At 60.0% G+C, this 26,430-nt stretch carries 28 protein-coding genes and 2 pseudogenes; 16 read left to right on the forward strand and 14 right to left on the reverse strand.

Annotated elements, in window-relative coordinates:
- The 3 genes and pseudogenes from AC1RJ3_RS05755 to AC1RJ3_RS05765 all read right to left on the reverse strand — a co-directional run bounded on the left by AC1RJ3_RS05755 (nt 1) and on the right by AC1RJ3_RS05765 (nt 2,900).
- Entirely contained in the window at nt 1-1,494 is a 1,494-nt protein-coding gene (locus AC1RJ3_RS05755; protein ID WP_489110798.1) for a YifB family Mg chelatase-like AAA ATPase, read from the reverse strand.
- 237 nt (nt 1,495-1,731) lie between these two features.
- A pseudogene (locus AC1RJ3_RS05760) lies at nt 1,732-2,257 on the reverse strand (BRO-N domain-containing protein).
- A 382-nt stretch (nt 2,258-2,639) separates the two neighbouring features.
- A complete protein-coding gene (locus AC1RJ3_RS05765; RefSeq protein ID WP_054048512.1) occupies nt 2,640-2,900 on the reverse strand; it encodes an accessory factor UbiK family protein in 261 nt (86 codons plus the stop codon).
- A 414-nt stretch (nt 2,901-3,314) separates the two neighbouring features.
- Here AC1RJ3_RS05765 and glnK point away from each other — a divergent pair, with 414 nt between their 5' ends.
- From glnK to sutA, 4 genes are all read left to right on the forward strand, one after another.
- Nucleotides 3,315-3,653: a P-II family nitrogen regulator gene (gene glnK, locus AC1RJ3_RS05770; protein ID WP_002555808.1), complete on the forward strand. Its 339-nt coding sequence runs from the start codon at nt 3,315-3,317 to the stop codon at nt 3,651-3,653.
- A gap of 33 nt (nt 3,654-3,686) precedes the next feature.
- Nucleotides 3,687-5,024: an ammonium transporter gene (locus tag AC1RJ3_RS05775; protein ID WP_054594622.1), complete on the forward strand. Its 1,338-nt coding sequence runs from the start codon at nt 3,687-3,689 to the stop codon at nt 5,022-5,024.
- 213 nt (nt 5,025-5,237) lie between these two features.
- Nucleotides 5,238-5,663 (forward strand): secondary thiamine-phosphate synthase enzyme YjbQ, encoded by a 426-nt coding sequence (locus AC1RJ3_RS05780; RefSeq protein WP_054594621.1) that lies wholly within the window; start codon nt 5,238-5,240, stop codon nt 5,661-5,663.
- A 102-nt stretch (nt 5,664-5,765) separates the two neighbouring features.
- A complete protein-coding gene (sutA, locus tag AC1RJ3_RS05785) occupies nt 5,766-6,092 on the forward strand; it encodes a dormancy-specific transcriptional regulator SutA (protein WP_019694242.1) in 327 nt (108 codons plus the stop codon).
- Between the two features lie 178 nt (nt 6,093-6,270).
- On the opposite strand, the gene AC1RJ3_RS05790 is transcribed toward sutA, so the two are convergent.
- The 6 genes from AC1RJ3_RS05790 to lptM are packed head-to-tail and all read right to left on the reverse strand — an operon-like array spanning nt 6,271 to nt 10,878.
- Nucleotides 6,271-6,975 (reverse strand): HAD family hydrolase, encoded by a 705-nt coding sequence (locus tag AC1RJ3_RS05790; protein ID WP_054594620.1) that lies wholly within the window; start codon nt 6,973-6,975, stop codon nt 6,271-6,273.
- Complete coding sequence (gene xerC, locus AC1RJ3_RS05795) at nt 6,972-7,871, reverse strand: tyrosine recombinase XerC (protein WP_054594619.1); 900 nt, start codon at nt 7,869-7,871, stop codon at nt 6,972-6,974. The genes AC1RJ3_RS05790 and xerC overlap by 4 nt, the downstream gene beginning before the upstream one ends.
- A gap of 2 nt (nt 7,872-7,873) precedes the next feature.
- The gene (locus tag AC1RJ3_RS05800) at nt 7,874-8,599 is read right to left on the reverse strand and encodes a DUF484 family protein (RefSeq protein ID WP_054594618.1); all 726 of its coding nucleotides are present in this window, start codon (nt 8,597-8,599) and stop codon (nt 7,874-7,876) included.
- Between the two features lie 13 nt (nt 8,600-8,612).
- Nucleotides 8,613-9,443, reverse strand: coding sequence for a diaminopimelate epimerase (dapF, locus tag AC1RJ3_RS05805; RefSeq protein WP_054594617.1), 831 nt, complete (start codon nt 9,441-9,443; stop codon nt 8,613-8,615).
- Between the two features lie 4 nt (nt 9,444-9,447).
- Nucleotides 9,448-10,695, reverse strand: coding sequence for a diaminopimelate decarboxylase (gene lysA / locus AC1RJ3_RS05810; RefSeq protein ID WP_493077905.1), 1,248 nt, complete (start codon nt 10,693-10,695; stop codon nt 9,448-9,450).
- Between the two features lie 9 nt (nt 10,696-10,704).
- Nucleotides 10,705-10,878, reverse strand: coding sequence for an LPS translocon maturation chaperone LptM (gene lptM / locus AC1RJ3_RS05815; RefSeq protein WP_019694236.1), 174 nt, complete (start codon nt 10,876-10,878; stop codon nt 10,705-10,707).
- A gap of 238 nt (nt 10,879-11,116) precedes the next feature.
- On the opposite strand from lptM, the gene cyaY reads away from it, so the two are divergent.
- From cyaY to rnk, 3 genes are all read left to right on the forward strand, one after another.
- Nucleotides 11,117-11,449, forward strand: coding sequence for an iron donor protein CyaY (gene cyaY / locus AC1RJ3_RS05820; RefSeq protein ID WP_054594615.1), 333 nt, complete (start codon nt 11,117-11,119; stop codon nt 11,447-11,449).
- A gap of 4 nt (nt 11,450-11,453) precedes the next feature.
- The gene (locus tag AC1RJ3_RS05825) at nt 11,454-11,678 is read left to right on the forward strand and encodes a DUF1289 domain-containing protein (RefSeq protein ID WP_493078230.1); all 225 of its coding nucleotides are present in this window, start codon (nt 11,454-11,456) and stop codon (nt 11,676-11,678) included.
- Nucleotides 11,679-12,233: 555 nt separating this feature from the next.
- Nucleotides 12,234-12,644, forward strand: a complete 411-nt coding sequence (gene rnk, locus AC1RJ3_RS05830) for a nucleoside diphosphate kinase regulator (protein WP_054594614.1) — start codon at nt 12,234-12,236, stop codon at nt 12,642-12,644.
- A gap of 6 nt (nt 12,645-12,650) precedes the next feature.
- On the opposite strand, the gene AC1RJ3_RS05835 is transcribed toward rnk, so the two are convergent.
- The 3 genes from AC1RJ3_RS05835 to AC1RJ3_RS05845 all read right to left on the reverse strand — a co-directional run bounded on the left by AC1RJ3_RS05835 (nt 12,651) and on the right by AC1RJ3_RS05845 (nt 16,502).
- The gene (locus tag AC1RJ3_RS05835) at nt 12,651-15,500 is read right to left on the reverse strand and encodes a class I adenylate cyclase (protein WP_493077908.1); all 2,850 of its coding nucleotides are present in this window, start codon (nt 15,498-15,500) and stop codon (nt 12,651-12,653) included.
- A 184-nt stretch (nt 15,501-15,684) separates the two neighbouring features.
- Nucleotides 15,685-15,930, reverse strand: a complete 246-nt coding sequence (locus AC1RJ3_RS05840) for a TIGR02647 family protein (RefSeq protein WP_019694230.1) — start codon at nt 15,928-15,930, stop codon at nt 15,685-15,687.
- A gap of 287 nt (nt 15,931-16,217) precedes the next feature.
- Nucleotides 16,218-16,502 (reverse strand): hypothetical protein, encoded by a 285-nt coding sequence (locus tag AC1RJ3_RS05845; protein WP_054594612.1) that lies wholly within the window; start codon nt 16,500-16,502, stop codon nt 16,218-16,220.
- A gap of 125 nt (nt 16,503-16,627) precedes the next feature.
- On the opposite strand from AC1RJ3_RS05845, the gene AC1RJ3_RS05850 reads away from it, so the two are divergent.
- Nucleotides 16,628-17,287: a glutathione S-transferase family protein gene (locus tag AC1RJ3_RS05850; protein WP_493077911.1), complete on the forward strand. Its 660-nt coding sequence runs from the start codon at nt 16,628-16,630 to the stop codon at nt 17,285-17,287.
- Nucleotides 17,288-17,413: 126 nt separating this feature from the next.
- Here the strand turns inward: AC1RJ3_RS05850 and argH are convergent, their stop codons facing one another.
- On the reverse strand, nt 17,414-18,808 hold the full coding sequence (gene argH, locus AC1RJ3_RS05855; RefSeq protein WP_493077913.1) for an argininosuccinate lyase: 1,395 nt from the start codon (nt 18,806-18,808) through the stop codon (nt 17,414-17,416).
- 252 nt (nt 18,809-19,060) lie between these two features.
- Here argH and AC1RJ3_RS05860 point away from each other — a divergent pair.
- The 8 genes and pseudogenes from AC1RJ3_RS05860 to AC1RJ3_RS05895 form a co-directional block, all read left to right on the forward strand.
- Nucleotides 19,061-19,310: pseudogene (locus AC1RJ3_RS05860) on the forward strand (sensor histidine kinase); the annotation flags it as partial.
- Nucleotides 19,307-20,053 (forward strand): LytR/AlgR family response regulator transcription factor, encoded by a 747-nt coding sequence (locus AC1RJ3_RS05865; protein WP_054594609.1) that lies wholly within the window; start codon nt 19,307-19,309, stop codon nt 20,051-20,053. The pseudogene AC1RJ3_RS05860 and the gene AC1RJ3_RS05865, both read left to right, overlap by 4 nt.
- 138 nt (nt 20,054-20,191) lie before the next feature.
- Nucleotides 20,192-21,133, forward strand: coding sequence for a hydroxymethylbilane synthase (hemC, locus tag AC1RJ3_RS05870; RefSeq protein ID WP_493077915.1), 942 nt, complete (start codon nt 20,192-20,194; stop codon nt 21,131-21,133).
- Nucleotides 21,130-21,894 (forward strand): uroporphyrinogen-III synthase, encoded by a 765-nt coding sequence (locus tag AC1RJ3_RS05875; RefSeq protein ID WP_347928314.1) that lies wholly within the window; start codon nt 21,130-21,132, stop codon nt 21,892-21,894. Before hemC ends, AC1RJ3_RS05875 begins: the two co-directional genes overlap by 4 nt.
- Before the next feature lie 16 nt (nt 21,895-21,910).
- On the forward strand, nt 21,911-23,035 hold the full coding sequence (locus AC1RJ3_RS05880; protein WP_493077917.1) for a uroporphyrinogen-III C-methyltransferase: 1,125 nt from the start codon (nt 21,911-21,913) through the stop codon (nt 23,033-23,035).
- Nucleotides 23,032-24,270 carry a heme biosynthesis protein HemY gene (locus tag AC1RJ3_RS05885; RefSeq protein WP_347928312.1) on the forward strand — a complete coding sequence of 413 codons (1,239 nt, stop codon included), beginning with the start codon at nt 23,032-23,034 and terminating at the stop codon, nt 24,268-24,270. Before AC1RJ3_RS05880 ends, AC1RJ3_RS05885 begins: the two co-directional genes overlap by 4 nt.
- Nucleotides 24,271-24,500: 230 nt before the next feature.
- Nucleotides 24,501-25,052 carry a disulfide bond formation protein B gene (locus AC1RJ3_RS05890; protein WP_493077920.1) on the forward strand — a complete coding sequence of 184 codons (552 nt, stop codon included), beginning with the start codon at nt 24,501-24,503 and terminating at the stop codon, nt 25,050-25,052.
- 175 nt (nt 25,053-25,227) lie between these two features.
- Nucleotides 25,228-25,686, forward strand: a complete 459-nt coding sequence (locus AC1RJ3_RS05895; protein ID WP_054594603.1) for an Rsd/AlgQ family anti-sigma factor — start codon at nt 25,228-25,230, stop codon at nt 25,684-25,686.
- Between the two features lie 69 nt (nt 25,687-25,755).
- On the opposite strand, the gene AC1RJ3_RS05900 is transcribed toward AC1RJ3_RS05895, so the two are convergent.
- A complete protein-coding gene (locus AC1RJ3_RS05900) occupies nt 25,756-26,421 on the reverse strand; it encodes an FKBP-type peptidyl-prolyl cis-trans isomerase (protein ID WP_054594602.1) in 666 nt (221 codons plus the stop codon).
- Between the last annotated feature and the right edge of the window lie 9 nt (nt 26,422-26,430).

The following is a 26,430-nucleotide window of genomic DNA, read 5'->3' on the forward strand; positions in this document are numbered from 1 at the left end:
CTAGTGCGTGGTCGGTCGATACTGCAACGCTTCGGCCAGATGCTCGCGGGTGATGTTATCGACTTGCTCAAGGTCCGCCAGGGTGCGCGCCACCTTGAGCAGTCGGTGGGCCGCTCGTAGCGACAAGGTCAACCGTTCGCACGCGGTTTCCAGCCAGTGTTCATCGGTTGTGGATAACGTGCAGTGTCGGCGCAGGCCCGGCAAATCGAGGAAGGCATTGGCGCAGCCCTGGCGTTTGTGTTGCCGCTCCCTTGCGTCCGCGACCCGGGCGGCGGCGGTTACGGTGTCATCGCCAGGTTTTAACGCGGGATTCAACGCCGTGACTTCGCGGGCAACCGTCAGATGCAGATCAATTCGGTCCAACAGCGGCCCCGACAGTTTGTTGCGATAACGCTGGATCTGGTCCGGTGAGCAGCAACAGCGGCCGCTTGGCTCGCCAAGATATCCACAGGGGCACGGATTCATAGCGGCCACCAGTTGAAAGCGCGCGGGAAAACGCACGCGGTCACGGGCTCGGGAAATCACGATGCAGCCCGACTCCAGCGGCTCTCTCAGCACCTCCAGCACCTTGCGATCAAACTCCGGCAGCTCATCGAGGAACAGGACACCGTGGTGGGCGAGAGTGATTTCACCGGGCTGCGGTTTCGAGCCACCGCCCACCAGCGCCGGGCCGGACGCCGAATGGTGTGGTTGGCGGAACGGTCTTTGTGGCCAATGGCTCAACGGCATACAACTGGTGACCGATTGAATCGCCGCGACTTCCAGCGCTTCACTCTCGGCCAGTGGCGGTAGCAGCCCGGGCAAACGACTCGCCAGCAGGGTTTTCCCCGTCCCCGGTGGTCCGCTGAACAGCAGGTTATGAGCTCCCGCAGCAGCGATCAACAAGGCACGCTTGGCCGCAATCTGGCCCTGTACCTCATTTAAATCGGGGTAGGGTTTGCTGGCGTAGAGCAAGCCATTGGACACAAACGGTTCTACGGGAGTGTGGCCATTGAAGTGCGCGACCGCCTCCAGCAGATGATCCACCGCAATGACCTTCAGTCCTGACGCCAGGCACGCTTCCTCGGCATTTGCCCGCGGCACCATCAGCGATCGTCCAGCCTTGCGCGCCGCCAGTGCCGCCGGCAACACACCACGGACCGCCCGCACTTCGCCTGACAGCGCCAACTCACCCAGACACTCGACGTCATCCAGCGTCAAAGTCGGCACCTGCACACTGGCAGCCAGAATCCCCAAGGCGATCGCCAGATCGAAGCGCCCGCCGTCCTTCGGTAAATCGGCCGGGGCGAGATTCAAGGTGATACGTCGTGCCGGAAATTGCAGCCCGGAATTGATGATCGCACTGCGCACCCGATCCTTGCTTTCCTTCACCGCTGCTTCCGGCAACCCCACCATCGTCAGCGATGGCAGGCCGTTGGCCAAATGGACTTCTACGGTAACGGCGGGCGCTTCCACACCGATCTGGGCGCGGCTGTGGACGATGGCCAGAGACATGATCATTCCTTGAGCTTGCGAGAACCGCTTCCTGCGGTTTTTTGAAGGGTAGTTGCGGCGTAGTGGTTTAGCGCGGCGGCTGAGGAGCGAAACCTTCGCAGGATGTTGCAGGTGTCGGTTTAAATATTTCGGGGGTGATAAGAACCACTATTTAGACTAATGCCTGTCAGTTAAGCCGTAATGCGATCCGCAGCCTTCGGCAGCTGCTACGGGTCACACGCCGCGCCGTGAAGGTCATTAAAGCGACTGAAGCACCCGTGAAGCGCGTTTCCACCACGGGCCATTGACCATACTTCGTGGTCGCTCCCCCTCCGGCAACAGGTGTGGAACATCCTGCAACCGGATCCACGGCTGGTTGTTCCAGTGCAGCAAGCTCAGCGACATTTCCGGCCAGTTCAGCAGGCTCAGTATCGGGCGTTCGACTGTGGTGGATTGCTGGGCGTCTCTAAGGGCAGGGACCACGTCGTGGGTCAGCCATTCGCGCAGGCCCCGGTATTCGGGGCAGTAGTGATAAACCAGCAGCGCGTAGACGCCGGATTCGCTGATCAGCAGCGTATGTTCGATGCCGCCGTGGATGTGCATTGTCACGGTTTGGTGTTGATCAGGGTCGAGTTTGCGTAGCGCGTTCGTCGAGGAACAGCCGAAGCAATCGACCGAGGTCGCGGGCACTGAACCAAGGCTGGTTTTCCAGCAGCAGGGCGTGGAGGTGGAGTTTGTGGCGGGTGAAGACGTGTGGGATCAGGTAAGCGTCATTGCTATTCATCGATACAGCTCCTTTTGCTTAAGGGGCTGCCAGTAATCGTCGCCAAACGATTAGGTGGCAGCTGTACGCGGGTTGGCGAACCGGAGCAAAAGGAACCCGGCAGACCCGAAGATCTCCCACGCACAGCCGCCATGACTCGAGTCGACGGACAGGAAGAGTCCACCATTGGATGGTCGTCGTGCACCTTAAGCTTTCCGGGTCGCCAAACCCAGTGCTGAACATTCAGCTGAAGTGAGCTTAGAAACCGGGGCTGTGCGGCGCAATCGGAAAGCGGTGGTGTTTTTGTAGGACTCAGCCTGGAAGTAGAGCTGAATCCTAATTGCTGGAAGGTCGTTCCGACCTTATCGCGGGCAAGCCACGCTCCCACAGGGGATTTGTGGGGTCATTCAGTCGGTGGATTCAGCTTGGCTTCCAGCTCGGCGACTTTTGCCTCAAGGCTCTCAAGGCGTGCCCGGGTGCGTGCCAGGACGACCATCTGACTGTCGAATTCTTCCCGGCTCACTAGATCAAGCTTGCTGAAGCCGCTTTGCAGCAGGGCTTTGAACTGGCTTTCGATTTCGCTTTTTGGCAGCGGGGTTTCGCCGCTGAACAGGCGGGAGGCGGTGCCGCTCAGGGCATCGAGGAAGTCTTTGGGTGCGAGCATGAGAAACGTCCTGGAAACAATGGCCGGCAGTGTATCACGCAGTGTCTATAGTCATTGGCGCGGGCACGAATGCACGCTTTTCGCGCATGTTGCCGGGCGTTCGCGCACTGTTGTTGTGCGTATCGCCGGCGGTGATGGGGCATTGGTGCCTGTGGCAGCGGCCAAGGGATTGAAATCAGTAGGTTTTCACGAGATGGCAAGCTTTCTGCTTAGTCCCTTGTGACCCATGCACTGATGCAGTCGCTGTGACGAATGCAGTGCGACAGGCGGAGCGGGGAGTTTCGTCAGGAACGGTTAACTGGCGTCGGTCGGGCGAGTAGGGCCGACGATGCGTTACAAAGCCAGGCACTGCGCTTAGACTTGAGTCGGGTTTGTTTTCCTGGGGCAAGTCCACCAATTCGGGAGAGAGTTTTCATGAAGCTAGTCACTGCCATCATCAAGCCGTTCAAACTGGACGATGTACGCGAGTCGTTGTCCGAGATCGGCGTGCAGGGCATTACCGTCACTGAGGTCAAAGGCTTCGGTCGGCAGAAGGGGCATACCGAGCTGTATCGCGGGGCGGAATACGTGGTCGATTTCCTGCCCAAGGTGAAGATCGATGTCGCCATTGACGACAAGGATCTGGACCGGGTTATCGAGGCGATAACCAAGGCGGCCAACACCGGCAAGATTGGTGACGGCAAGATTTTCGTGGTCAATCTGGAACAGGCTATTCGCATCCGTACCGGCGAAACCGATACCGACGCAATCTAAGCCGCCAAACCCAACGCCCCAGGAGAAAACAAAATGACTCTGCGTAAATTCGCAGGGCTAGGAGCCCTGTTGTCCATCGTAATGCCCGGCCTGGCCATGGCGGCAGATCCGGTGGCTCCTCCAGTCCTCAATTCCGGCGATACTGCCTGGATGTTGACCTCTACTGCCCTCGTGCTGTTCATGACCATTCCAGGCCTCGCGCTGTTCTACGGCGGCATGGTTCGTTCCAAAAACGTTCTCTCATTGATGATGCAGTGCTTCGCCATTACCGGCCTGGTCACCATCCTGTGGTTCCTCTATGGCTACAGCATGGCGTTTGACACCACGGGTATGGAAGCCAACGTCGTCAACCTCAATTCCTTTGTCGGCAGCTTCGCCAAGGCTTTCCTTGCCGGCATCACGCCCGCCAGTATTACTGGTCCTACAGCGCTGTTCCCCGAGGCGGTGTTTGTCACCTATCAGATGACCTTCGCCATCATCACCCCGGCGCTGATCGTCGGTGCATTCGCCGAGCGGATGAAGTTCTCCGCGATGCTGGTGTTCATGGGCATCTGGTTCACCGTGGTTTACGCGCCGATTGCGCACATGGTCTGGAGTGGTCCGGGTTCGCTGTTGGGCGACTGGGGCGTGCTCGACTTCGCGGGCGGCACCGTGGTCCACATCAACGCCGGTGTCGCAGGTCTGGTGGCGTGCCTGGTACTGGGTAAGCGCAAAGGCTTCCCGACCACTCCGATGGCTCCGCACAACCTCGGTTACACCCTGATGGGCGCCGCGATGTTGTGGGTGGGCTGGTTCGGTTTCAACGCAGGTTCCGCCGCAGCGGCCAACGGCACTGCCGGTATGGCCATGCTGGTAACTCAGATTGCTACCGCCGCAGCGGCCCTGGGCTGGATGTTCGCCGAGTGGCTGACCCACGGCAAACCTAGCGCGCTGGGTATCGCTTCGGGCGTGGTTGCCGGTCTGGTTGCGATCACTCCGGCTGCGGGTACCGTTGGCCCGATGGGCTCGATGATCATCGGTCTGGCAGCGGGCGTGGTGTGCTTCTTCTGCGCCACGACCCTGAAACGCAAACTGGGTTACGACGACTCCCTCGACGCCTTCGGCGTGCACGGCATCGGCGGTATTCTCGGCGCGATCCTCACGGGTGTATTCGCAGCTCCGTCACTGGGTGGCTTCGGCACCGTGACCGACATCGCGGCACAAGTCTGGATTCAGTGCAAAGGCGTGGGTTTCACGGTGATCTACACCGCGATCGCCACGTTCATCATCCTCAAGGTGCTCGACGCCGTCATGGGGCTGCGCATTACCGAGGAAGAAGAGTCGGTGGGCATCGATCTGGCGCTTCACAACGAGCGCGGCTACAACATGTAAGCAAGCGCATAAAAATTTGCCCGGCTTGCCGGGCATTTTTTTGTCTGGATTTTTTCTCTGAAAGTACGGCTGAAAGGTTTTTTCGCACACGTTTAGTGGTGTTTGTGACGAGTGTTTTTCCGCGGCCAATGGCTTACATGATTGAAGGAATATTAGGGCCTTTGTTTTTTCCCAGAGCGCGCTAGAATGCGCCCCGAACGTGCGGAGAACTGTATGTGGCAACAGACTCTGATAACCCTGCGGGCACGGCCCCGGGGCTTTCATCTGGTAACGGACGAGTTACTCGCCGGCCTGCCTGAACTCCAGGCATGTCGGGTCGGTCTGTTGCATTTGTGGCTGCAGCACACCTCGGCGTCGTTGACCATCAACGAGAACGCCGATCCGGCGGTACGTCGCGACTTCGAACGGTTTTTCAATCGGCTGGTCCCACAAGGAACAGCTGGCTATGAGCATAACGACGAAGGCCTGGACGACCTCCCGGCGCACTTCAAGGCCAGTTTGCTAGGCTGTCAGTTGAGTCTGCCGATAAGGGCGGGCCGATTGGCGTTAGGTAGCTGGCAAGGTGTTTATCTGGGTGAGCACCGCGATCATGGCGGTGCTCGCAAAGTCCTCGCCACCGTGCACGGTGAAGAGGCATAAACCGCTGGTTACCAGTGGATGTTGATTTTTTTCCGGCGGTCGTCGACAGACGACAAAGCTGGGCTATAACTAATCTGCTTTTCGCAAGTCATGAGGTAGAACATGAGCGACGATGATCTGGAAAACGACGACCTCGAAGTAGGCGACGAAGACGAGACCGAAGAAGGCCTGGAAGCAGCGGCGGAAGACGTTGCTGACGACGATGGCGGTGATGACACGCCGGTCCCGACCGCCAAAGGCAAGGCCAAGGCTGCGGTGTCGGTAGACGAGCTGCCGAGTGTCGAGGCCAAGAACAAAGAGCGTGATGCTCTGGCGCGCGCGATGGAAGAGTTCCTTGCCAAAGGTGGCAAGGTTCAGGAAGTCGAGGCCAACGTGGTGGCGGACCCGCCAAAGAAGCCTGATAACAAGTACGGCAGCCGGCCTATCTAAGCGCCTGCTACGTGCTTGCTGAAAAAGCCCGCCGTCGCTGCGGGCTTTTTCATGGGTGAAACAATAGAGACCGAAAAGCATCGCGGGCAAGCCTTGCTCCTACAGACTGGCGTCGTTCGAGCAGGTGACGACAATCCCGTAGGAGCAAGGCTTGCCCGCGATGACTATCTTGAGGACGCTACGAAATCGAGTTCCACCGCGCCAACAACGCTGGCAACTCGGTCAAGCTGCGAATCTCGGCATCGGGCACCTTGTCGGCTTCCCAGGCTTTACCGGTCGGGTTGAACCAGATCGCCCGCAACCCTGCCTGCTGAGCGCCGGCAATGTCATCGCCGGGATGATCGCCGATATGCACGGCGGCCTCAGCTGTTACATCGCCGCGTTTCAAGGCTTCGTGGAACAGCCGGGCATCGGGTTTGGCGATGCCGATATCCTCTGCGCACAAGATGAACTTGAAGTAATCCGCCAGCCCTAGGCGGCGCACATCCGCATTGCCGTTGGTGACCACGCCCAAGGCGTAGTGATTGGCCAGAATCTCCAGTGTCGGTTGCACCTCGGGGAAGATTTCCAGCTGATGTCGTGCGTGCAAAAACACTTCAAAGCCCTGATCGGCCAGCTCGCAGGCTTGTTCATGGGCGTAACCGGCTTCTTCCAGTGCGTGAAACAGCACCCGGCGGCGCAGGGCGCTGATGCGGTGCTTGAGGCTTGGTTCGTGGCTCAATACCCGCTCACGAATCGCCCACAAATGATCGACCGGCAAGGCACCGAGGTTCGGTGTGTGCTCGGCCAACCACTGGCGCAGCACTGCTTCAGCGCTGTCGATCACCGGGGCGGTGTCCCACAGGGTGTCGTCGAGGTCGAAGGTGATCAGTTGGATTGTCATTGCTCATCGCCTTTGATGCGTTTGGCCCGTGGATGGGCGCTGTCGTAGACCGAGGCCAGGTGCTGGAAGTCCAGGTGGGTGTAGATCTGCGTGGTTTTGATGTCCGCGTGGCCGAGTAATTCCTGTACCGCACGCAAGTCTTGCGAGGACTCCAGCAAGTGGCTGGCGAAGGAGTGTCGCAACATGTGCGGGTGCAGGTTTTGCCCCAGTTCGCGCTCACCGACGGCTTTGACCCGCGCCTGAACCGCCCGTGAGCCGAGGCGCCGGCCTTTCTGGCTGACGAATACCGCATCGTCCACCGGGTTCGCCATGGCGCGCAGCGGCAACCACAGTTCCAGGGCTTCGCGGGCCTTCTTGCCGACGGGCAGCACTCGGGTCTTGCTGCCCTTGCCGAGTACTTGCACCAGGCCGTCCGCCAGGTCGAGCTGTTCAAGGTTGAGCCCGGTCAGCTCCGACAGGCGTAAACCGGACGAGTAAAACAGCTCGAGAATCGCCTGGTCGCGGCGCGCCATGAAGTCGTCTTCCACGGCGCCATCGAGCAGTTGCAGCGCCCGGTCGGTGTCGAGGGTTTTCGGCAGTCGACGCTCGCCCTTGGGGGGCGCCAGGCCGTTGGCCGGGTCGTGGTCGCAGAGGCCTTCGCGGTTCAGGTAGTGATAGAGCCCGCGTACCGCCGACAGCAGCCGCGCCAGGCTGCGCGAGGATTGTCCTTGCGAGTGCAGGCGAGCGATCAGGCTGCGCAGGCGCTGGATGTCCAGCGCGGTCCAGCTGCCGATGTTCTGTTTTTTGCAGTGCGCCAGGACCTTGTTCAGGTCGCGCCGATAGGCTTCCAGCGTGTGAGACGACACCTGACGCTCACTGCGCAGGTGCTCGCAGTAGGCGTCCAGTTGTCGTTCCATGGTCAGCGTACCGAGCGTAGGGAAGTGTTGACCCGAGGCAGTACGCGGCCCATGACTTCAGCGATGTAGCTTAAGAACAACGTGCCCACCGAGCTTTTGTAGTGCTGCGGATCGCGACTGGCGATCGCCAGGACACCGTGCAGGCCTTGATGGCTGATGGTGACTACCGCCGTCGAACCGATCTGCTTGCGCTGTTCTTCGCCAAACAGGAAGTCCAGCTCGTGCTCGCGCAGGCTGCCGCTGACGCTTTTGCCTTCCGACAACAAGCCGCCGATGGCCTTTTGCGCGTCGGCACTGGTCACCCAGCGACCGACCGGCAAGGGCTCGTCGCTGAACAGGATCAGGCTGACAAAGGGCACCTGGAAATCCTGGCGCAGGCTGTCTTCGACGCTGATGACCACGTCGTCCAGGCTGCTGGCGTCCATCAGGGCGAGCGTCAGTCGGCGGGTTTTGTCGAACAGCCGGTCGTTGTCGCGGGCGACGTCCATCAGTTGCGAGAGGCGATGGCGCATCTCGATGTTGCGTTCGCGCAGAATTTTCATCTGGCGTTCGACCAACGAGATGGTGTCGCCGCGCTGGTGCGGAATGCGCAGCGCCGGGAGCAGTTCTTCGTGCTCGACGAAGAAATCCGGATGAGCCTCCAGGTACGCGGCAATCGCCGCCGCCTCCAGGCTTTCGGAAGGGGATTCGTCGGGCTGTGGGGCTGGAACCTGAGGCTGATCAGTCATGTATTTCGCTCACTCAAAGACGCACTTGTCCTTCGTATACGCGTACTGCCGGGCCGGTCATCATCACCGGTTGGCCAGGACCTGCCCATTCAATGGACAAGCGCCCGCCAGGCAGGTCGATCAATAGCGGCGAATCCATCCACCCCTGGCTGATCGCGGCCACTGCGGCAGCGCAGGCCCCGGTCCCGCAGGCCTGGGTTTCCCCGGTGCCGCGCTCCCAGACGCGCAACTGCGCTCGGCTCCGGTCGATGACCTGGAGAAAACCGACATTGACCCGCGCCGGGAAGCGCGGGTGGTTTTCGATCTTCGGTCCCAGCTCATGCACCGGCGCGTTGTTGATGTCGCTGACCCGCACGACGGCGTGGGGATTGCCCATGGAGACTGCGGCCAGTTCGATAGTCTGGCCATCGACCTCGACCTGATAACTCAAGGCCTGAGCGGGCGCCTGGAACGGAATGTCTGCCGGCACCAGGCGCGGTGCACCCATGTTGACGCTGATCTGGCCGTCGTTGCGGATATCCAGTTCGATAATGCCGCTTTTGGTCTCGACGCGAATCTGCCGCTTGGCGGTCAGGCGCTTGTCCAGAACGAAGCGTGCGAAGCAGCGTGCACCGTTGCCGCATTGCTCGACTTCGGAACCGTCGGCGTTGAAGATCCGGTAACGGAAATCCACGTCCGGGTTGCTCGGCGCTTCGACGATCAGCAATTGGTCGAAACCGACACCGGTGTGCCGATCGCCCCATTGCTTGGCGTGCTTGGGCAGAATGTGCGCGTGCTGGCTGACCAGGTCGAGGACCATGAAGTCGTTGCCCAGGCCATGCATCTTGGTAAAACGCAGCAGCATGGGCTTACTCCGGCAGCAGGCTTTCGCCAGCAAACAACTCGGCTACCGTCTCGCGGCGACGCACTTCAACTGCCTGATCACCGTCCACCAGCACTTCAGCGGCGCGGCCGCGAGTGTTGTAGTTGGAACTCATGACGAACCCGTACGCACCGGCCGAATGCACGGCCAGCAAGTCGCCTTCTTCGAGTGCCAGATGGCGATCCTTGGCGAGGAAGTCGCCGGTTTCGCAGATCGGCCCGACGATGTCGTAGGCGCGTGCCGGAGTTGCACGCGGGCGCACGGCCGTGACGTCCATCCAGGCCTGATACAGCGCCGGGCGGATCAGGTCGTTCATGGCTGCGTCGACGATGGCGAAGTCTTTGTGCTCGGTGTGCTTGAGGTACTCGACCTGGGTCAGCAGCACGCCGGCGTTGGCGACGATGAAACGGCCCGGCTCGAACACCAGCGTCAGGTCGCGACCGTCGATGCGTTCGCGTACGGCATTGATGTAGTCGGCAGCCAATGGCGGCTCTTCATCGCGATAACGCACGCCCAAACCGCCGCCGAGGTCGATGTGGCGCAGGTAGATTCCGCAATCGCCCAGGCGGTCGATCAGCGCCAGCAGGCGGTCGAGGGCATCGATGAAGGGCGGCAGGGTGGTCAGTTGCGAGCCGATGTGGCAATCGACACCGACCACTTCCAGGTTAGGCAGTTGGGCGGCGCGGACGTACACGTCTTCGGCGTCGGCAATCGCGATGCCGAACTTGTTTTCCTTGAGACCGGTAGAAATGTACGGATGGGTGCCGGCATCGACGTCCGGGTTGACCCGCAGCGAGATCGGCGCGCGAACGCCAAGCTCGGCCGCGACGACTTGCAGGCGTTCGAGCTCGTCGGTGGATTCGACGTTGAAGCAGTGCACGCCGACTTCCAGGGCGCGACGCATGTCTTCACGGGTCTTGCCGACGCCCGAGAAAACAATCTTGTCGGGCTGGCCACCGGCGGCCAGAACACGTTCCAGCTCGCCACCGGAGACGATGTCGAAACCAGCGCCCAAACGCGCCAGGACATTCAGTACACCCAGGTTGGAGTTGGCCTTGACCGCAAAGCAGACCAGGTGCGGCGTGCCGGCCAGGGCATCGGCGTACGCCAGATACTGGGCTTCGATGTGCGCGCGGGAGTAGACGTAGGTTGGTGTGCCAAAGCGTTCGGCGATGGCGGACAGGGCAACACCTTCCGCGAACAGCTCACCGTCACGGTAGTTAAAAGCGTCCATGATGTTCCCTTAGTAGGTGCTGGTACTGGTGCTGTGCTGGTGCGCTTTGGACTGCGACGACTTCGCCTGTTCTTCAGGCGATTTGCTGTCATCGGGCAGATACAGCGGCCCTTTTTGACCACAGGCAGTGACAAGGCAGGCAACCGCGACGAGCGCAGCAAGGGAAGAGATCAGGCGCTTCATGGCGAAATCCTTGAAAATGCGTTAATTGCGCCGGAGTATACCGGCCACCCGGCAGCTTGCCTATGCGATGGACCACCCGTCCGGCGGGCCTTTGCCTGGGCAGGCGATCAAGCGGCGCAAGGTGTGTCGATATTTTCTACTCTTGTCTGGTGCGTGGTCGGTATCCTTTGCAATCGCTGGGGCTCGGCCGTATCTTGCGGCGCTTGAGCGTGAGTAGACATTTTTTGAGGTTCCCGCAATGAGTTTGACTGAAGCCCGTTTCCACGATCTGGTCGATGCCACCCAGCAAACGCTGGAGGATATTTTCGATGACAGTGGCCTGGATGTTGATCTGGAAAGCTCGGCCGGTGTGCTCACCGTCAAGTTCGAAAGTGGCAGCCAGTTGATCTTCAGTCGCCAGGAGCCGCTGCGTCAGCTGTGGCTGGCGGCCGTGTCCGGCGGCTTCCACTTCGACTATGACGAAGAAAGCGAACGCTGGATGTGTGACAAGAGCGAAGAGCAGCTCGGCGAGATGCTTGAGCGCATTGTCGGCGAGCAGGCTGGTGCCAAGCTTGATTTCGAAGGGCTGTGATCTGGTGACCGAGGCAGCGCCTACCCGTCCGCCAAAGCCGCTGTACAGCAACGTCAGCGCGGCGGTGCCGTCGCCGTGCACCAGCGTCTGTCGGCTGGACGAGCAGAAAGTCTGCCTGGGTTGTTTCCGCCACGTCGAAGATATCCGCGAATGGCGCTCGGCGGACGATGATCGCCGCCGGGTGATTTGCGCCCAGGCCCAACAGCGCAAGAACTTATCCCCGCGCTAGTCCTCGTACTCGTAGGAGCTGAGCTTGCTCGCGATGGCGGCCTGACAGCCGACCCATCTCCCGCAGGTGTACATATCCATTCCTGCGGTAACGGCCGCTTATGGTTTCGCTCTTACAGCGAGTCCCTTTTTCAAACGCCAAAAAGGAACCAAAAGGCTTCGCCCCAAGCGTACGGCACCTCGCCTAGGCTCGGCGTTCCCTCATTCCGGCATTCATCAGGGGGCATCGCCTACGGTCTGCTTCGCGACGACCTCCTCTCGATGTGTCCGGCTGCGCCGTACGGCGCTGCGCGCCCACCCCCTGATGAACACCTCCACTCGGCCTCCCGATAGGGGCGGGTGGATCAAGATCAACAGCAACAGCACGGCGGCCTACCGACCGGCCTGAGTGGGGGGGTGGCCTGAGTGGTTGGTTGGGGGGGGGCGGCGGCTTGTATATTTTTTGAGCTGTGATAGTGTCCGGATACGCCTCAACTCATCGAGGTCCGTGAAAACCCCGCCTATTTCTGGCGGGGTTTTGCTTTTGTCGTGCAGAAAAAAGGAGTCTGCCTTAATCATGACCGCACCTTCCATCATCCTTACCCGCCTGGACGTGCAACGTCTGGAGCGTTTGATCGACAGCCTGGATGACTCGCTGCCAGGTGTTATCGCGCTGCAAACCGAACTGGATCGCGCCGATACGCTGGTCGGTCACGATGAAGTGCCTGCCGATGTCGTGACCATGAACTCGCGTGTGCATTGCCGTGAAGAAAGCAGTGGCAAGGACTATCACCTGACCCTGGTTTATCCACAGGACGCCAATGCCGACGAAGGCCGGATTTCCATTCTGGCGCCGGTAGGCAGCGCATTGCTCGGTTTGAAGGTTGGCCAGCACATCGACTGGCCGGCACCGGGTGGCAAGACCTTGAAGCTGACCCTGCTTGAGGTTGAGTCGCAACCCAAGAATGGCGGCGACTGCGCGTTCTGACACGCCTCAGGCCTGTTCGAGCGCCTTGTTCAATGCGCGCTCCAGGTCTGCTTTGTAGCGCAGGTAAAGATTGCTCGAACCCTGACCATCACCGAGCAGGCCGGACAGGTCCAGGTCGGTGATGTAGCAGCGATAGTGTTGCGCCTCGCGACGCTGCCCGACGATCTCCTGCGCGACCACAGCAAATAGCTGGTCGCCATGCTCCAGCTCGGAAAACTCTCGCTGATTGCAATACAAGGTGACTTGGCCTTGCCCCGGTACGGCTTTGCCGACGATTGCCTGGACGTCGTAGAACGGCTTGTTCACCGGTGTCTGCGGCGCCGGGCGTGGCTCGACCCGGCGTGCACGATTAGTGCCCGATGGCAGCAGTTGGTAGTACAGGGTTTCCAGCACCGTCACCGGTTGGGCGGGGTCCATCGGCAACAGTGCGTCACGGCGAAACAGGATCGATTGCAGGAAACGTTGCAGTGGCACCAGCAGGCTTTGCTCGTCGTGATACGGCTGGCGCTGTTGCCACAGGGCATTGAATTCATCCAGCACGTACAACTCGGCGTGGGCATCGTTGATGCGGTAAAACACCTGAATGCAGTCGGGCTGGCCCATCGGCAGGATCAGCGCCAGGTCGTGGTCCACCAGCGCCATCGGGTCCAGTTGCAGCGGGCTGTAACGGATCAGGTCCTGGTTCAGGTAATCGAGCAGTGCCGGCAGGCTGGCCAGCGCGACATGATTGACCTGGCCGGGTATCAGTTCCAGCACGTGGTAATGCTGCTGGACCTGGATCAGGTAGCGATGATTGAGTTTGCTGAGCAGCAGGTTCTGCGCGGTATCGAGGACTTCTTCGACACGTTGGGCGATGAACTGCGCACGGTTATGGCAGAAGCAGCGCACGCGCAGTCGAGGTTGCTGTGGGCCGCTTGGCAGATTGTTGAGGTAATCGCGCAGGCAATCGAGCAGGGCGTGGGCGCCGTCGTAGCGGCTGACCAGCACTTCGTTCCAGCTGTTGAGCGTGACCTGATCAAGGGTCAGCACCAGATTTTCGCGCACCCCGGCGTAGCTCAGCGAGTCTGTGCGCTCGGTGGTCATCAGGATGTTCAGGTCGCGGTGATGCTTGAGCGGGTCGACACCCACGTTCACCAGAATCAACACCTCGCTCGGCACGCTGGCATGCAGCAGTTGTTCTTCGCTGACGCTGGTCAGGGGCAGCGCGATGGTCTGTTGCAGGCTGCCCAGCAGATTGAACAGCTCGAACTCGCTCAGGTCGCTGCTGCCGGGGTGCAAGGCCAGGCGCGTGCTGCTATCGATCACGCCGTTACGGTGGCACCAGGTCAGGAGTTCCAGCAGTTCGCGACAGCGCTTGATCGGCGCGAAATGTTCCCACTCCAGATTGCCCAGGTTGCCGTTGTACAAACCCCAGTGGCTCTGCCCAGGCTCTTTCTTGTTTGCTGACTGGACGAGGGTCAGTGTGTCTTCGGCAAGATCCGGTGCGATCCCGGGGTTGATGAACTCGATCTTGTCGGCCTTGCGTTCGAAGGCGGCATACAGCCTGCGACCCAGTACATTGAGGTCGCGCTTGTTGATCAGGCTGACGCTCTGCTCGGTACGGGCGAACTGGGTCAGGAAGCGGTAGCTGTAATTGAGTTCATTCACCAGGGCCCGGCGTTCGGCGCTGACCTGACGGACCTTCCATTGGCTGCGGCTGTCGAGCATTGCCAGTTGCCGCTGATCCCAGCCCCATTCCTCAGCCAGCCGCTCCAGCAGCAGGCGCTGCCAGCTTTTGTTGCGCTGGCCGCTGTTGCCGGTCAGCTTGCGGTTGACCTTGAGGTACAAGGCGCGCCGAACCAGCTCCAGCCGTTCCGGCTCGCCTCGGGCCGTGAGGTATTCCTCAATGCGCCGGTAGACCACGATGTACGGGTCGAGCTCATCCAGATCGAGACGGTTGGCGAACACGGCTTGCTTGAAGCGCAGGCTCAGGCATTTGACGTTCGGGTGTTCGCTGGCGTAGACCTCGGTCAGCAGCAGCTTGAGCACCGATTTGTAGGGTGACTCGATACCTTTGAACAACTGCCAGAGCCCGGCGCCGATGAATTCGCCGGGTGGAATCCGCGCCAAGTGGCCGAGATCGAGGGTTTCATCGGCGCGGATAAAGCGTTTGGACAGCAATGTATGGGTGTACTGGTCGTAGCCGGTCTCTTCGTACACCGGCACCAGCCACCAGATCGGCGTGCGCCCCGCGAGCCAGATGGCGGTGCGATAGAACTCATCGAGCAGCAAGTAATGCTGGGTGGTGCCGCAGTCATCGGAGCTCAATTGGGTGTCGCGTTCGCCGCGGACGAAACGTTGCGGGTCGATCAGAAAGAAATGCGCCTCGGCGCCCTGGCTGGCGGCCCAGATTTCGAGCAGTTGGCATTTTTTACGCAGTTCGGCGAGTTCGCTTTCGCTCAGGTCCGGGGCGTGGCAAACCCACACGTCCATGTCACTTTGATCGGCCTGGGCGAGGGTGCCGAGGCTGCCCATCAGGAACAGACCCTGAATCGGCCGCGGCGGATTGCCGTGGCGGGGCTTGTAGGAGAAGGAGCGGGTCAGGCGTTGCGCTTCGGCGAGCGCCGTGGCGTCAGGTTCGAAATTCGACAGCCCGGCCGGCGTGCTGCCCGAGACGTAACCTGGCAACAGCGGGTGATTAACATGGAAGAACAGCGGCAGCAGGGTCAAAACCCCTTGCTGGCGGGGTGACAACCCTTCCATGGCTCGGGCCAGTCGGCCGTCATTGAGCTTCAGAAAGCGCGCACGCAGCTGGCTGAGAACCTTGCGATCGATTCCTTCGTCCAGATCAGGGCGGATTTCATGGGTGCGGGTCATGTCAGCTCAAACCGGCTCGCAGTGCTCGAACGTGGGAAGGTCTCAGGGCGATGGGCAGTTTACAGCCTGATGCTCAGGACTTTTAAGCTGAATTTTGGTTTCTGGCGTCAAATTTCTATCGATGAGCGACAGTCTGCCCGCGGAAATCCCGTAGCAGGGGTTCCCGTGGGCGATACGGCAGCGGTTATGCGGTTTCTTGGACAGACAGAATGGTCAGAACGGTCTGAATATTCTGTGCGGCATCACGGCCCAGGCTGGTCAGATAACCGCCATCGGGCTGGGTGATCAACTCTTTGTCGAACAGGCGTTGTGCGGCGGCAATGGCTTTCGGGGCAGCGGTCTGATGAATTTTCAAACCTTCCTGGGAACTGTCCAGGTTGAAGAGTGCAAGGATTTCCAGTTCGGCAACCAGCTCAGGGGTAAGCGACATAAGGACTCCAGACTTTCTAGGAATAGACGACAGCGCCCCTAAGGTGAACGCACTCGGGCGAGCTGTCCAGTGTTGCCTTAGAGCTTTTCGTTGCAGGCAGTTGAACGAGCTTGCAGGCGCAGTACCCGTGGCGAGGGAGCTTGCTCCCGTTGGGCTGCGAAGCTGCCCTAAACCCTGCAACCACATTTTACCAGTTGCACCGTATCCAGCGGTTTTGCGATTGCTGCGCAATCGAGCGGGAGCAAGCTCCCTCGCCACAATGAGAGCCGTGCCCGCGCGATAGGGGTTTAGTTCTTTTCTGGCGGCAACTCTGGCAGTGCGCGCAGCGCGGCTTCATACCACTCGGTATTGAACGCGCGGTCTTCTTCGAGGAGTGCGTCAATTTCAATGGCCAGAACGTGAGCCATCAATTGCAGGATTTCTTCACGCTCGTAACCGACCAGGGTCAGTTTGTTGAACGTCGCCTTGGCTGCTGGCGGGTTGTCGCTTTCGATCTGGTTTTCGATGGCTTCGATCAGGGTGGTTTCGGCGAATTCTTCTTCGTCGTTGTCGATATCGCTAGGCTCGCTCATGGCAGGCTCCAAAAGGAAAGGTCGCCAGTTTACCTGCATTCAGCCGTGTGATGCTGCTGGCGAGAGTGCTCCCGACGTTCTATAACAGTGGCTGCCAACCCCCTGCACGGCCTGGAGGCTATGTGATGCTCAAGCTTTATGGATTTTCCGTCAGCAACTACTACAACATGGTCAAGCATGCGTTGCTGGAGAAGGGCCTGCCCTTTGAGGAAGTAGCGTTTTACGCCGGTCAAAGCCCTGAGGCGCTGGCCATCAGCCCGCGCGGCAAGGTTCCGGTGTTGGGTGTCGAACAAGGGTTCATCAACGAGACCAGCGTGATTCTTCAGTACCTCGAAGACACTCAATCGGGTCCTGCGCTGCTGCCCAAAACACCGTTCGAGCGGGCTCAGGTTCTGGCGCTGGCCAAGGAAATCGAGTTGTACATCGAACTACCGGCTCGCGCCTGTTTCCCTGAGGCCTTTTTCGGTATGACGGTGCCGGAAGCGATCAAGGAAAAAGCCAAGGCCGAGCTGCTGCTGGGGATTGCGTCACTGGGGCGTCACGGCAAGTTCGCGCCGTACGTCGCGGGCGCAACCCTGAGCGTGGCGGACCTGTACTTCCTGTACGGCGTCAGCATCGCCTGCGCGGTTGGTAAAAAGCTCTTCGATCTGGATTTGCTGGCCGAGTTGCCAGGCGCCAAGGCGTTGCTTGAGCAATTGGAGCAGACACCGCATGCCAAACGCATTGCGGCAGACAAGGAAGCGGCGATGCCAGGGTTTTTGGCGATGATCAGCGCCAAGAAGTAAGTTTGTAGCGTTCTTCAGGACGCAATCGCGGGCAAGCCTTGCTCCTACGGATTCGTGTCGTTCACGTGTTTGCGATACGACATAAATCCTGTAGGAGCAAGGCTTGCCCGCGATGCTTTTAGCGATTTAGCGGCTGGCCAACAGCGCCTGACCGCGAACCACAGCGGCCTTCACCTGCGCCGGCGCGGTGCCGCCGATGTGGTTACGGGCATTCACCGAGCCTTCCAGGGTCAGGACGGCAAACACGTCCTGTTCGATCTGGTCGCTGAACTTGCGCAGTTCTTCCAGGCTCATCTCTGCCAGATCCTTGCCGGTTTCCACGCCGTACTTCACCGCGTGACCGACGATTTCGTGACAGTCACGGAACGGCAGGCCGCGGCGCACCAGATAATCCGCCAGGTCGGTAGCCGTGGAGAAACCGCGAAGTGCGGCTTCACGCATGATGGCGTGCTTTGGCTTGATCGCCGGGATCATGTCGGCAAAGGCCCGCAGTGAGTCGCGCAAGGTGTCGGCGGCGTCGAACAGCGGCTCTTTATCTTCCTGGTTGTCCTTGTTGTAGGCCAATGGCTGGCCCTTCATCAACGTCAGCAGGCCCATCAGCGCGCCGAACACCCGGCCGCTTTTACCGCGCACCAGTTCCGGGACGTCGGGGTTTTTCTTTTGCGGCATGATCGAGCTGCCGGTGCAGAAACGATCAGGCAGATCGATGAACTGGAACTGCGCGCTGGTCCACAGCACCAGCTCTTCGGAGAAGCGCGACAGGTGCATCATCGCGATGCTCGCAGCGGAGCAGAACTCGATGGCGAAGTCGCGATCCGAGACGTTGTCCAGCGAGTTGCCGCCAACAGCGTCGAAGCCCAGCAGTTGGGCGGTCAGCTCGCGGTCGATCGGGTAGGTAGTGCCGGCCAGTGCGGCGCTGCCGAGCGGCATGCGGTTGGTGCGCTTGCGGCAATCGACCAGGCGCTCGTAGTCGCGGCTGAGCATTTCGAACCAGGCCAGCATGTGATGACCGAAGGTCACGGGCTGTGCAGTTTGCAGGTGGGTGAAGCCGGGCATGATGGTGCCGGATTCGCGCTCTGCCTGTTCCAGCAGGCCTTTTTGCAGGCGGGTGATTTCGCCCAGGATCAGATCGATCTCGTCACGCAGCCACAGGCGGATATCGGTCGCTACCTGGTCGTTGCGGCTGCGGCCGGTGTGCAGCTTCTTGCCGGTAACGCCGATGCGGTCGGTCAGGCGCGCCTCGATGTTCATGTGCACGTCTTCAAGGTCGATGCGCCAGTCGAAGGTGCCGGCCTCGATTTCGCTCTGGATGGTCTTCAGGCCGTCGACGATGCTGTCGCGTTCGGCATCGGTCAGCACGCCGACCTTGGCGAGCATGGTGGCGTGGGCTACGGAGCCCATGATGTCGTGACGATAGAGGCGCTGGTCGAAAGTGACGGAGGCGGTGAAGCGGGCGACGAAGGCGTCGACGGGTTCACTGAAGCGGCCGCCCCAGGACTGATTGGTCTTGTCAGTGCTCATGAATTCGCTCGTGATCGGCTGAAGGAAAATGGCGTTAAAACCTGCGGTGGATAATAACAGGGTTGCCAATCCTGTCGGTGACACTGGTCGCTACGTTTTTTTCTTATTTGACCGACCATACTCAATTGAGTCGCTGCCGCGTTTACGCAACGATATTTTTCAAATGAGCACTGTCGTCGCGGCAAGCGTCTACAGTTGGACGTGAGGGTCAGCGCAATTGTCGATCATGTGCTGAGTCTCATCGAAGCGTGCGACGTCAGTGTCGAAGCCGACTATATAGAGAAGAGGGGTGTTCATATTGTGTAGCAGCAATCCCTACGGTGACGCCACGTCGCGGCTGGCTTCGAATGGAACTGCGCAGGCACCGATAAATATTGCAACCCGACGTACGGCACTTTTTGGCGCTCGCGCTAGTCTTAGCGTGGATCGCGGTGACGGATGTCACTTCACCTGTCTACGCTATCCTTGTGCGAGACTCACGCAGGAATCCAGCGCAATATGAATGTCCTGATCGTTGATGACGAACCCCAAGCCCGTGAGCGCCTGAGCCGTATGGTCGGCGAACTCGAGGGTTACAGTGTCCTGGAGCCCAGCGCCACCAATGGCGATGAGGCATTGACCCTGATCGACAGCCTGAAGCCCGATATCGTGCTGCTCGACATCCGCATGCCTGGCCTCGACGGTTTACAAGTCGCCGCAAGGTTGTGTGAACGCGAGACGCCACCGGCGGTGGTGTTTTGTACGGCCCAGGATGAATTTGCCCTGGACGCCCTGCAAGCCAGCGCGGTTGGCTACCTGGCAAAACCGGTGCGTTCGGAGCAGCTGCTCGACGCCCTGAAAAAAGCCGAGCGCCCCAACCGCGTCCAGCTCGCGGCGCTGACTCGGCCGGCGGCAGAAACCGGCAGTGGCCCACGCAGCCATATCAGTGCGCGAACCCGTAAAGGCATCGAACTGATCCCGTTGGCTCAAGTGGTCTATTTCATTGCCGACCACAAATACGTGACCTTGCGCCACGAAAGTGGCGAGGTTCTGCTGGACGAGCCATTGAAAGCCCTTGAAGACGAATTTGGCGACCGGTTCGTACGTATTCACCGCAATGCACTGGTAGCCCGCGAACGTATCGAACGGCTGCAGCGCACGCCACTTGGGCATTTCCAGCTCTTTCTCAAAGGCCTCAACGGTGATGCGCTGATTGTCAGCCGACGTCATGTCGCGGGTGTGCGCAAGATGATGCAACAGCTTTAGTCCGCTGTTCGCGCACGGATTTCACTCTCCTTTACCGGACAGGTGAGGCCAGGGAGGCTGCGCTGTTTCTGATACAAGTCAAAGCGGATTTGGCTGAGCTGTTATTATCCGCTGTATCTATTCAGTACGGATTGATCCATGTCCCCTCGCGAAATCCGCATCGCTACCCGCAAAAGTGCCTTGGCCTTGTGGCAGGCCGAATACGTCAAAGCTCGTCTGGAACAGGCCCACCCGGGGCTGGTCGTGACGCTGGTGCCTATGGTCAGCCGCGGCGACAAGCTGCTCGATTCACCGCTGTCGAAAATCGGCGGCAAGGGCCTGTTCGTCAAAGAACTGGAAACCGCGCTGCTCGAAAACGAAGCCGACATTGCCGTGCACTCGATGAAAGACGTGCCGATGGACTTCCCTGAAGGCCTAGGCCTGTTTTGCATCTGCGAACGCGAAGATCCACGTGACGCCTTTGTTTCCAACACCTATGCAAGCCTCGACGAGTTGCCTCAGGGCAGCGTGGTCGGCACCTCCAGCCTGCGTCGCCAGGCACAACTGCTGACCCGCCGGCCGGACCTGCAAATCCGCTTTCTGCGGGGCAACGTCAACACTCGGCTGGCCAAGCTCGACGCCGGTGAGTACGACGCGATCATCCTCGCGGCGGCCGGTTTGATTCGGCTGGGCTTTGAAGATCGCATCAGCTCTTCGATCAGTGTCGATGACAGTCTTCCAGCAGGTGGCCAGGGTGCTGTCGGTATCGAATGCCGCAGCGCCGACACTGACATTCATGCCCTGCTTGCCCCTCTGCATCACCAGGACACCGCCACGCGGGTCACTGCCGAACGTGCGTTGAACAAGCATTTGAACGGCGGCTGTCAGGTGCCGATCGCGTGCTACGCGGTGCTCGAAGGCGAGCGGATCTGGCTGCGCGGCCTGGTGGGTGATCCGAAGGGGGGGCTGCTGCTCCGTGCCGAGGGTCGTGCGCCACGCAACGATGCCGAAGCCTTGGGTGTACGAGTTGCCGAAGACCTTCTTGGCCAGGGCGCCAACGACATTCTGAAGTCGGTCTATGGCGAGGCAGGTCACGAGTGACGGGGTGGCGCCTGCTGTTGACGCGTCCCGTGGATGATTCGGCGATGCTGACCGATATTCTTGCCGAAAAGGGGATTTTCAGCAGCAGCTTGCCGCTTTTGGAGATAGAGCCGATTCCTGTCTCTGAGACAATGCGCGAGGTGATTCAGGGTATGGATCGCTATTGCGCGGTCATTGTGGTCAGCAAGCCGGCCGCCCGAATCGGTGTGGATCTGCTTGATCGGTACTGCTCGCAATCACTGCGCTTGAAATGGTTCAGCGTGGGCGCGGCGACCGCGCAGATCCTCCAGGATCATGGGTTGGACGTCAGCTTCCCGGTGGAGGGCGATGACAGCGAAGCATTGCTTGAACTGACTCCGTTGCGCGAGGCTATCGCCCGGGCCGATGCCCGTGTGTTGATCATGCGCGGCGAGGGTGGACGTGAACTGCTCGCAGAGCGTTTGCGTGAGCAAGGTGCTAGTGTCGATTATCTGGAGCTGTACCGTCGCGGCTTGCCGCGCTATGCCGAGGGGGCATTGCCTGAGCGGATTCGAGCGGAACGCTTGAACGGCGTAGTGGTCAGCAGTGGGCAGGGATTTGAGCACCTGCGCCAATTGGCGGGCAGCGCCTGGCCTGAGTTGGCGCGGTTGCCTTTGTTTGTTCCAAGCCCTCGGGTAGCCGAGATGGCGCTGGCTGCCGGCGCCCAAACAGTTGTGGATTGTCGTGGCGCCAGTGCCGCGGCTTTGCTAACGGCGTTGCGGGAAACCCGGCCCGTTCTCTAATGCAAAGGATGGATACGTGAGCGAAACAGCCTTGCCAAAAGATAACGTCCAGCCAGCGCTCGATGCGTCGGTTGAAACTGTAAAGAGCCCTGAGCCGCGCCGTGGCTCAGGGCTGGTGATCCTGGCAATGTTGCTGGGTGCCGCGGGGGTTGCCGCTGGCGGTTGGGGGATCTGGCAGGTACGTAGCCTGCAAGCCAACAACCAGCAACAATTGGGGCAGTTGCAGGCCCTGAACGATCAAGCACAAAGCCTCAAGCTCAATGAGCAGCGCCTGTCAGCCCGGATTGAGCAATTACCGCCAGCCAATGAACTGGAAGACCGACGACGCCTGGTGATCCAGTTGCAGGGCGACCAGCAGCGCTTGAATCAGCGTCTGGAAACGGTTCTGGGCGCCAGCCGCAAGGATTGGCGCTTGGCCGAGGCCGAGCACCTGCTGCGTCTGGCCAGTTTGCGTCTGTCTGCCTTGCAGGACATCAGCAGCGCTCAGGCACTGGTGCAAGGTGCCGATGAAATCCTTCGAGAGCAGAATGATCCGGGCTCTTTCGCCGCCCGCGAGCAGATTGCGAAAAGTCTTGCTGCGCTGCGCAGTACCGAGCAACCGGATCGCACCGGGTTGTTCCTGCAACTGGGTGCCTTGCGTGATCAGGTGGCTGAACTCAGCGAACTCGCCCCGGAGTTTCATGAGCGCGATTCGCTCTCGGCCCTGACCTCCGATGGCGATGGCGCCAGTCGCTGGGCGCAATGGTGGGACCAGATTTCGCGCTACATTCGCATCGATTTCAATGCCGATAAAAACATTCGTCCATTGCTCGCCGGGCAAAGCCTGACTCAGGTCCGTCTGGCACTGAGCCTGGCGCTTGAGCAAGCGCAATGGGCCGCGCTCAACGGCCAGGCGCCGGTGTATACCCAGGCGCTGACCGAGGCGCGGGATGTGCTCAAAGGCAGCTTCAATCAGGACAACCCGCAAAGCAAAGTGATGCTCGAACAGGTTGCCGAGTTGAGCAAACAACCGGTAACGGTCATCACGCCTGACCTGGCAACCACCCTGAGCACGGTGCAGGCGTATCTGGAGCGGCGTAACGTCAGTGCCGAGGACTCGGTGAAACCTGCCGCGAGCACTACGCCGGTGACCAGCCCATGAAGCGACTTTATGTGATTGTGTTTTTGCTCATCGCCGCCGCCGGGGCGTTGGGACTGGCCATCGCCCAGCACTCGGGTTACGTGCTGATCGCCTACAAGACCTTCCGCTACGAATCGAGCCTGTGGGCGACGTTGGCGCTGGTGGCGGTGATCTGGCTGGTGCTATGGGGCATCAAGATGCTGATCGAGTTGGTGGCCACTTCCAGCGGTGTAGTCAATCCCTGGTCGAACCGCAACCGCAGTCGTCGTGTGCAAGTGGCGATCGAGCATGGCCAGCTGGACCTGGCTGAAGGTCGTTGGGCCAGCGCTCAGCGTCACTTGTCTCGCGCTGCTGAAGCCGAACGCCAGCCGCTGCTCTACTACCTGGGGGCTGCGCGAGCGGCGAACGAGCAAGGTCGTTATGACGAAAGCGACAGCTTGCTGGAGCGTGCGCTGGAGCGTCAGCCTCAGGCCGAGTTGGCGATTGCCTTGAGTCATGCGCAGTTGCAGACCGATCGTGGCGATACCGACGGTGCGCTGACAACTCTTCAGGCCATGCACGAGCGTCATCCTCACAGCGTTCAGGTCTTGCGTCAGTTGCAACGTTTGCATCAACAGCGTGGCGACTGGTCGGCGGTCATTCGCCTGCTACCGGAATTGCGCAAGGACAAGGTTCTGCCGGCCAGCGAGCTGGCAGAGCTGGAGCGTCGTGCCTGGGGTGAAAACCTCACCCTGGCAGCTCGCCGGGAGGAAGACGGTACGGTTGGATTACAGGCACTCAATCGCGCCTGGCAACAGCTGACTTCCGCTCAGCGCCAAGAACCGCAACTGGTGCTGGCCTATGCCGAACAGTTGCGACAACTGGGGGCTGAGGTCGAGGCAGAAGAGGTTTTGCGCGGGGCGCTCAAACGTAAATATGACAGCCATCTGGCGCGGCTGTATGGCTTGCTGCGTGGCAGCGATCCGGCGCGGCAACTGCACGTGGCCGAGGGTTGGTTGAAGGACCATCCTGGCGACCCAAGCTTGCTGCTGACCCTGGGGCGGTTGTGTTTGCAAAGCAGCCTGTGGGGTAAGGCACGGGACTATCTGGAAAGCAGCTTGCGGGTTCAGCGCAACCCCGAGGCCTGTGCCGAGCTCGCACGTCTGCTGGCTCAGTTGGGTGACACCGAGCGCAGCAACCAGCTCTTCCAGGAAGGCCTGGGGTTGCTGGACAAGCGCCTGCTGGCTTCGCCTTTGCCGGTGCCCGCCCGCGTGTAAGGTGCTGGACGACCGGGTCGCCCGAACGGGCGCCCCGGCGTTTGAATACCGTAAAATTCTTCCTTGTCATGCCGGGTATAGGCAGCGTCTTACAAGGGACTACATTTGATCCTGTCTCTTCTGTCGGGAATTCCCTACATCTTTGGCGAAGTCTCCGCACTGCCTTGCCTTGAAAGGCCAGAGGGCTTTCCTCTACCGTAACTGCCTGTCTCTTCTGTTACGGATAAGCCATGTCTTTGGCCTGCACACGTTCCTTGTTTTTCATGGCTTTCATAGCGGGCGCCCTGGCCTTGGGCGCTTCGTACTATCTGGAGTTCTCTATCGGGCTCAAGCCGTGCGGGCTGTGCCTGTTGCAGCGGCTTTTTCTCGTCCTGTTCACGATGGTCTGCCTGATCGCCGCGCTGCACGGGCCCAGGCGCCTGGGCTGTTTACTTTATTGGCTGCTCGGTCTGTTCTGCAGCCTGGCGGGAATGGTGACAGCGTGGCGCCAGGTGGTATTGCAAAGTGATTCGGTTCAACACGTGTCGGGGTGCTCTCCCGGTCTGGAAGGCCTGTTCACCGACATGTCCTGGCTGTGTGTTGTGGAGAGGGTTTTCAGCGGAACGGCTGACTGCGCGGAAATTTCCTGGACGCTGTTCGACCTGAGTATTCCGGAATGGAGTCTGTTGTTTTTTGTCGGAGTGACGATTCTCGGGGTTTACCAGATCGTGCGGCTGGTCTGGTATGCGTATCAGCGACCGCCCAGCGGCGAGTCGTCGCACCGGGGCAGGGCGGCTGATTAAACACTTGTATGAACTTTATCTCCTGCGTACCTTGAAGCTGTTGGCGTGCGGGCATAATCTGGCCCGCACGTATCATTGGAATTGTTGCTCGATGGTGCTCAGCCTGGCCAAATCTTGATTTTCAAGTTTTGCGGCGAGTGCGGGCGGCATTACCCATAAGGGAAGAGAGATCACCATGCTCGAAAGTTGTCAGAATGCTCAGGAACGCTGGGGTGGAGTGCATCTGCTGATCGATCGTTGGTTGCAGGAGCGTCACGAACTGGTTCGAGCCTATGATGCTCTCGGCGCCAAGCCTGAGACTCTGGGCGAAAACCGCAAGCCGTTGCAGGAGTTCTGTGGTGTCCTGGTCGATTACGTCTCTGCCGGCCACTTCGAAATCTACGAACAACTGACGGGCGAAGCCAAGGCGTTCGGTGATACACGCGGGCTTGAATTGGCTGAAACCATTTACCCGCGCATCGACGTGATCACCGAGAAGCTGCTGGCGTTCAACGATCTCTGCGATGCAGGCAAGTGCGTTGCCGAGAAATTCCAGGAGCTCGGCGGTCTGTTGCACGAGCGCTTCGAACTGGAAGATTGCCTGATCGAAGTGCTGCACACGGCCCACAAGGAAGAAACTCCAGAGCAAGCCTGAGTTTCTCCTCGATACAAACGATCCCTGAAACGGTGCGCATTGCGCACCGTTTTTCGTTTGGGCGATTGCTCAGCCCGTCGCGCCGAGCAGTTCGATTTCAAACACCAGCGGCGTGAACGGCGCAATCAGGTCCCCCGCGCCATCGGCGCCGTAGGCTTGCGCGGATGGAATCACCAGGCGCCATTTCGCACCCACCGGCATCTGTTGCAACGCACTGCGCCAGCCACTGATCACGCTGTCGAGGCTGAACCATTGCGCCTGGTTGTTCTGATCGAACACCGTGCCATCGGGCAGCTTGCCAATGTAGCGAACCTGCACCTTGCCATTGGGTCCGGCCTTGGCGCCGCTGCCCGCGACCAGTTCGGTCAGGAGGATGCCATCCGCCAGTTCGCGAACCCCTGGTTTTGCCTTCTCGGCCGTCAGGAAACGTTGCTCCTTGTCCAGGGCAACTTCGCTTTGCGGCACGGCGGGTTGCTCGGCCATTTGTGCTTCGTGCTCGGCGAGAATCTGCTCGATTTGCTGATCCTTCAGCGCCAGTGGCTTGCCTTGATAGGCTTGTTGCAATCCCTCCACCAGTGCCTGGATTTGCAGATCGGGAGCCTCCAGGCGCAGACGTTCACCCAGACTGGCACCGAGGCTGTAGGCGAGATCATGGGCGTCGGTTTCCGTAGCTTTTTCTGCGGCTTGAGCCATTGAAAAAAACACGCACAAGGGTAAAAAAAGGTAACGCGACATGGGCACTCT

Source organism: Pseudomonas sp. GW822-FHT04C11, from assembly GCF_058800905.1.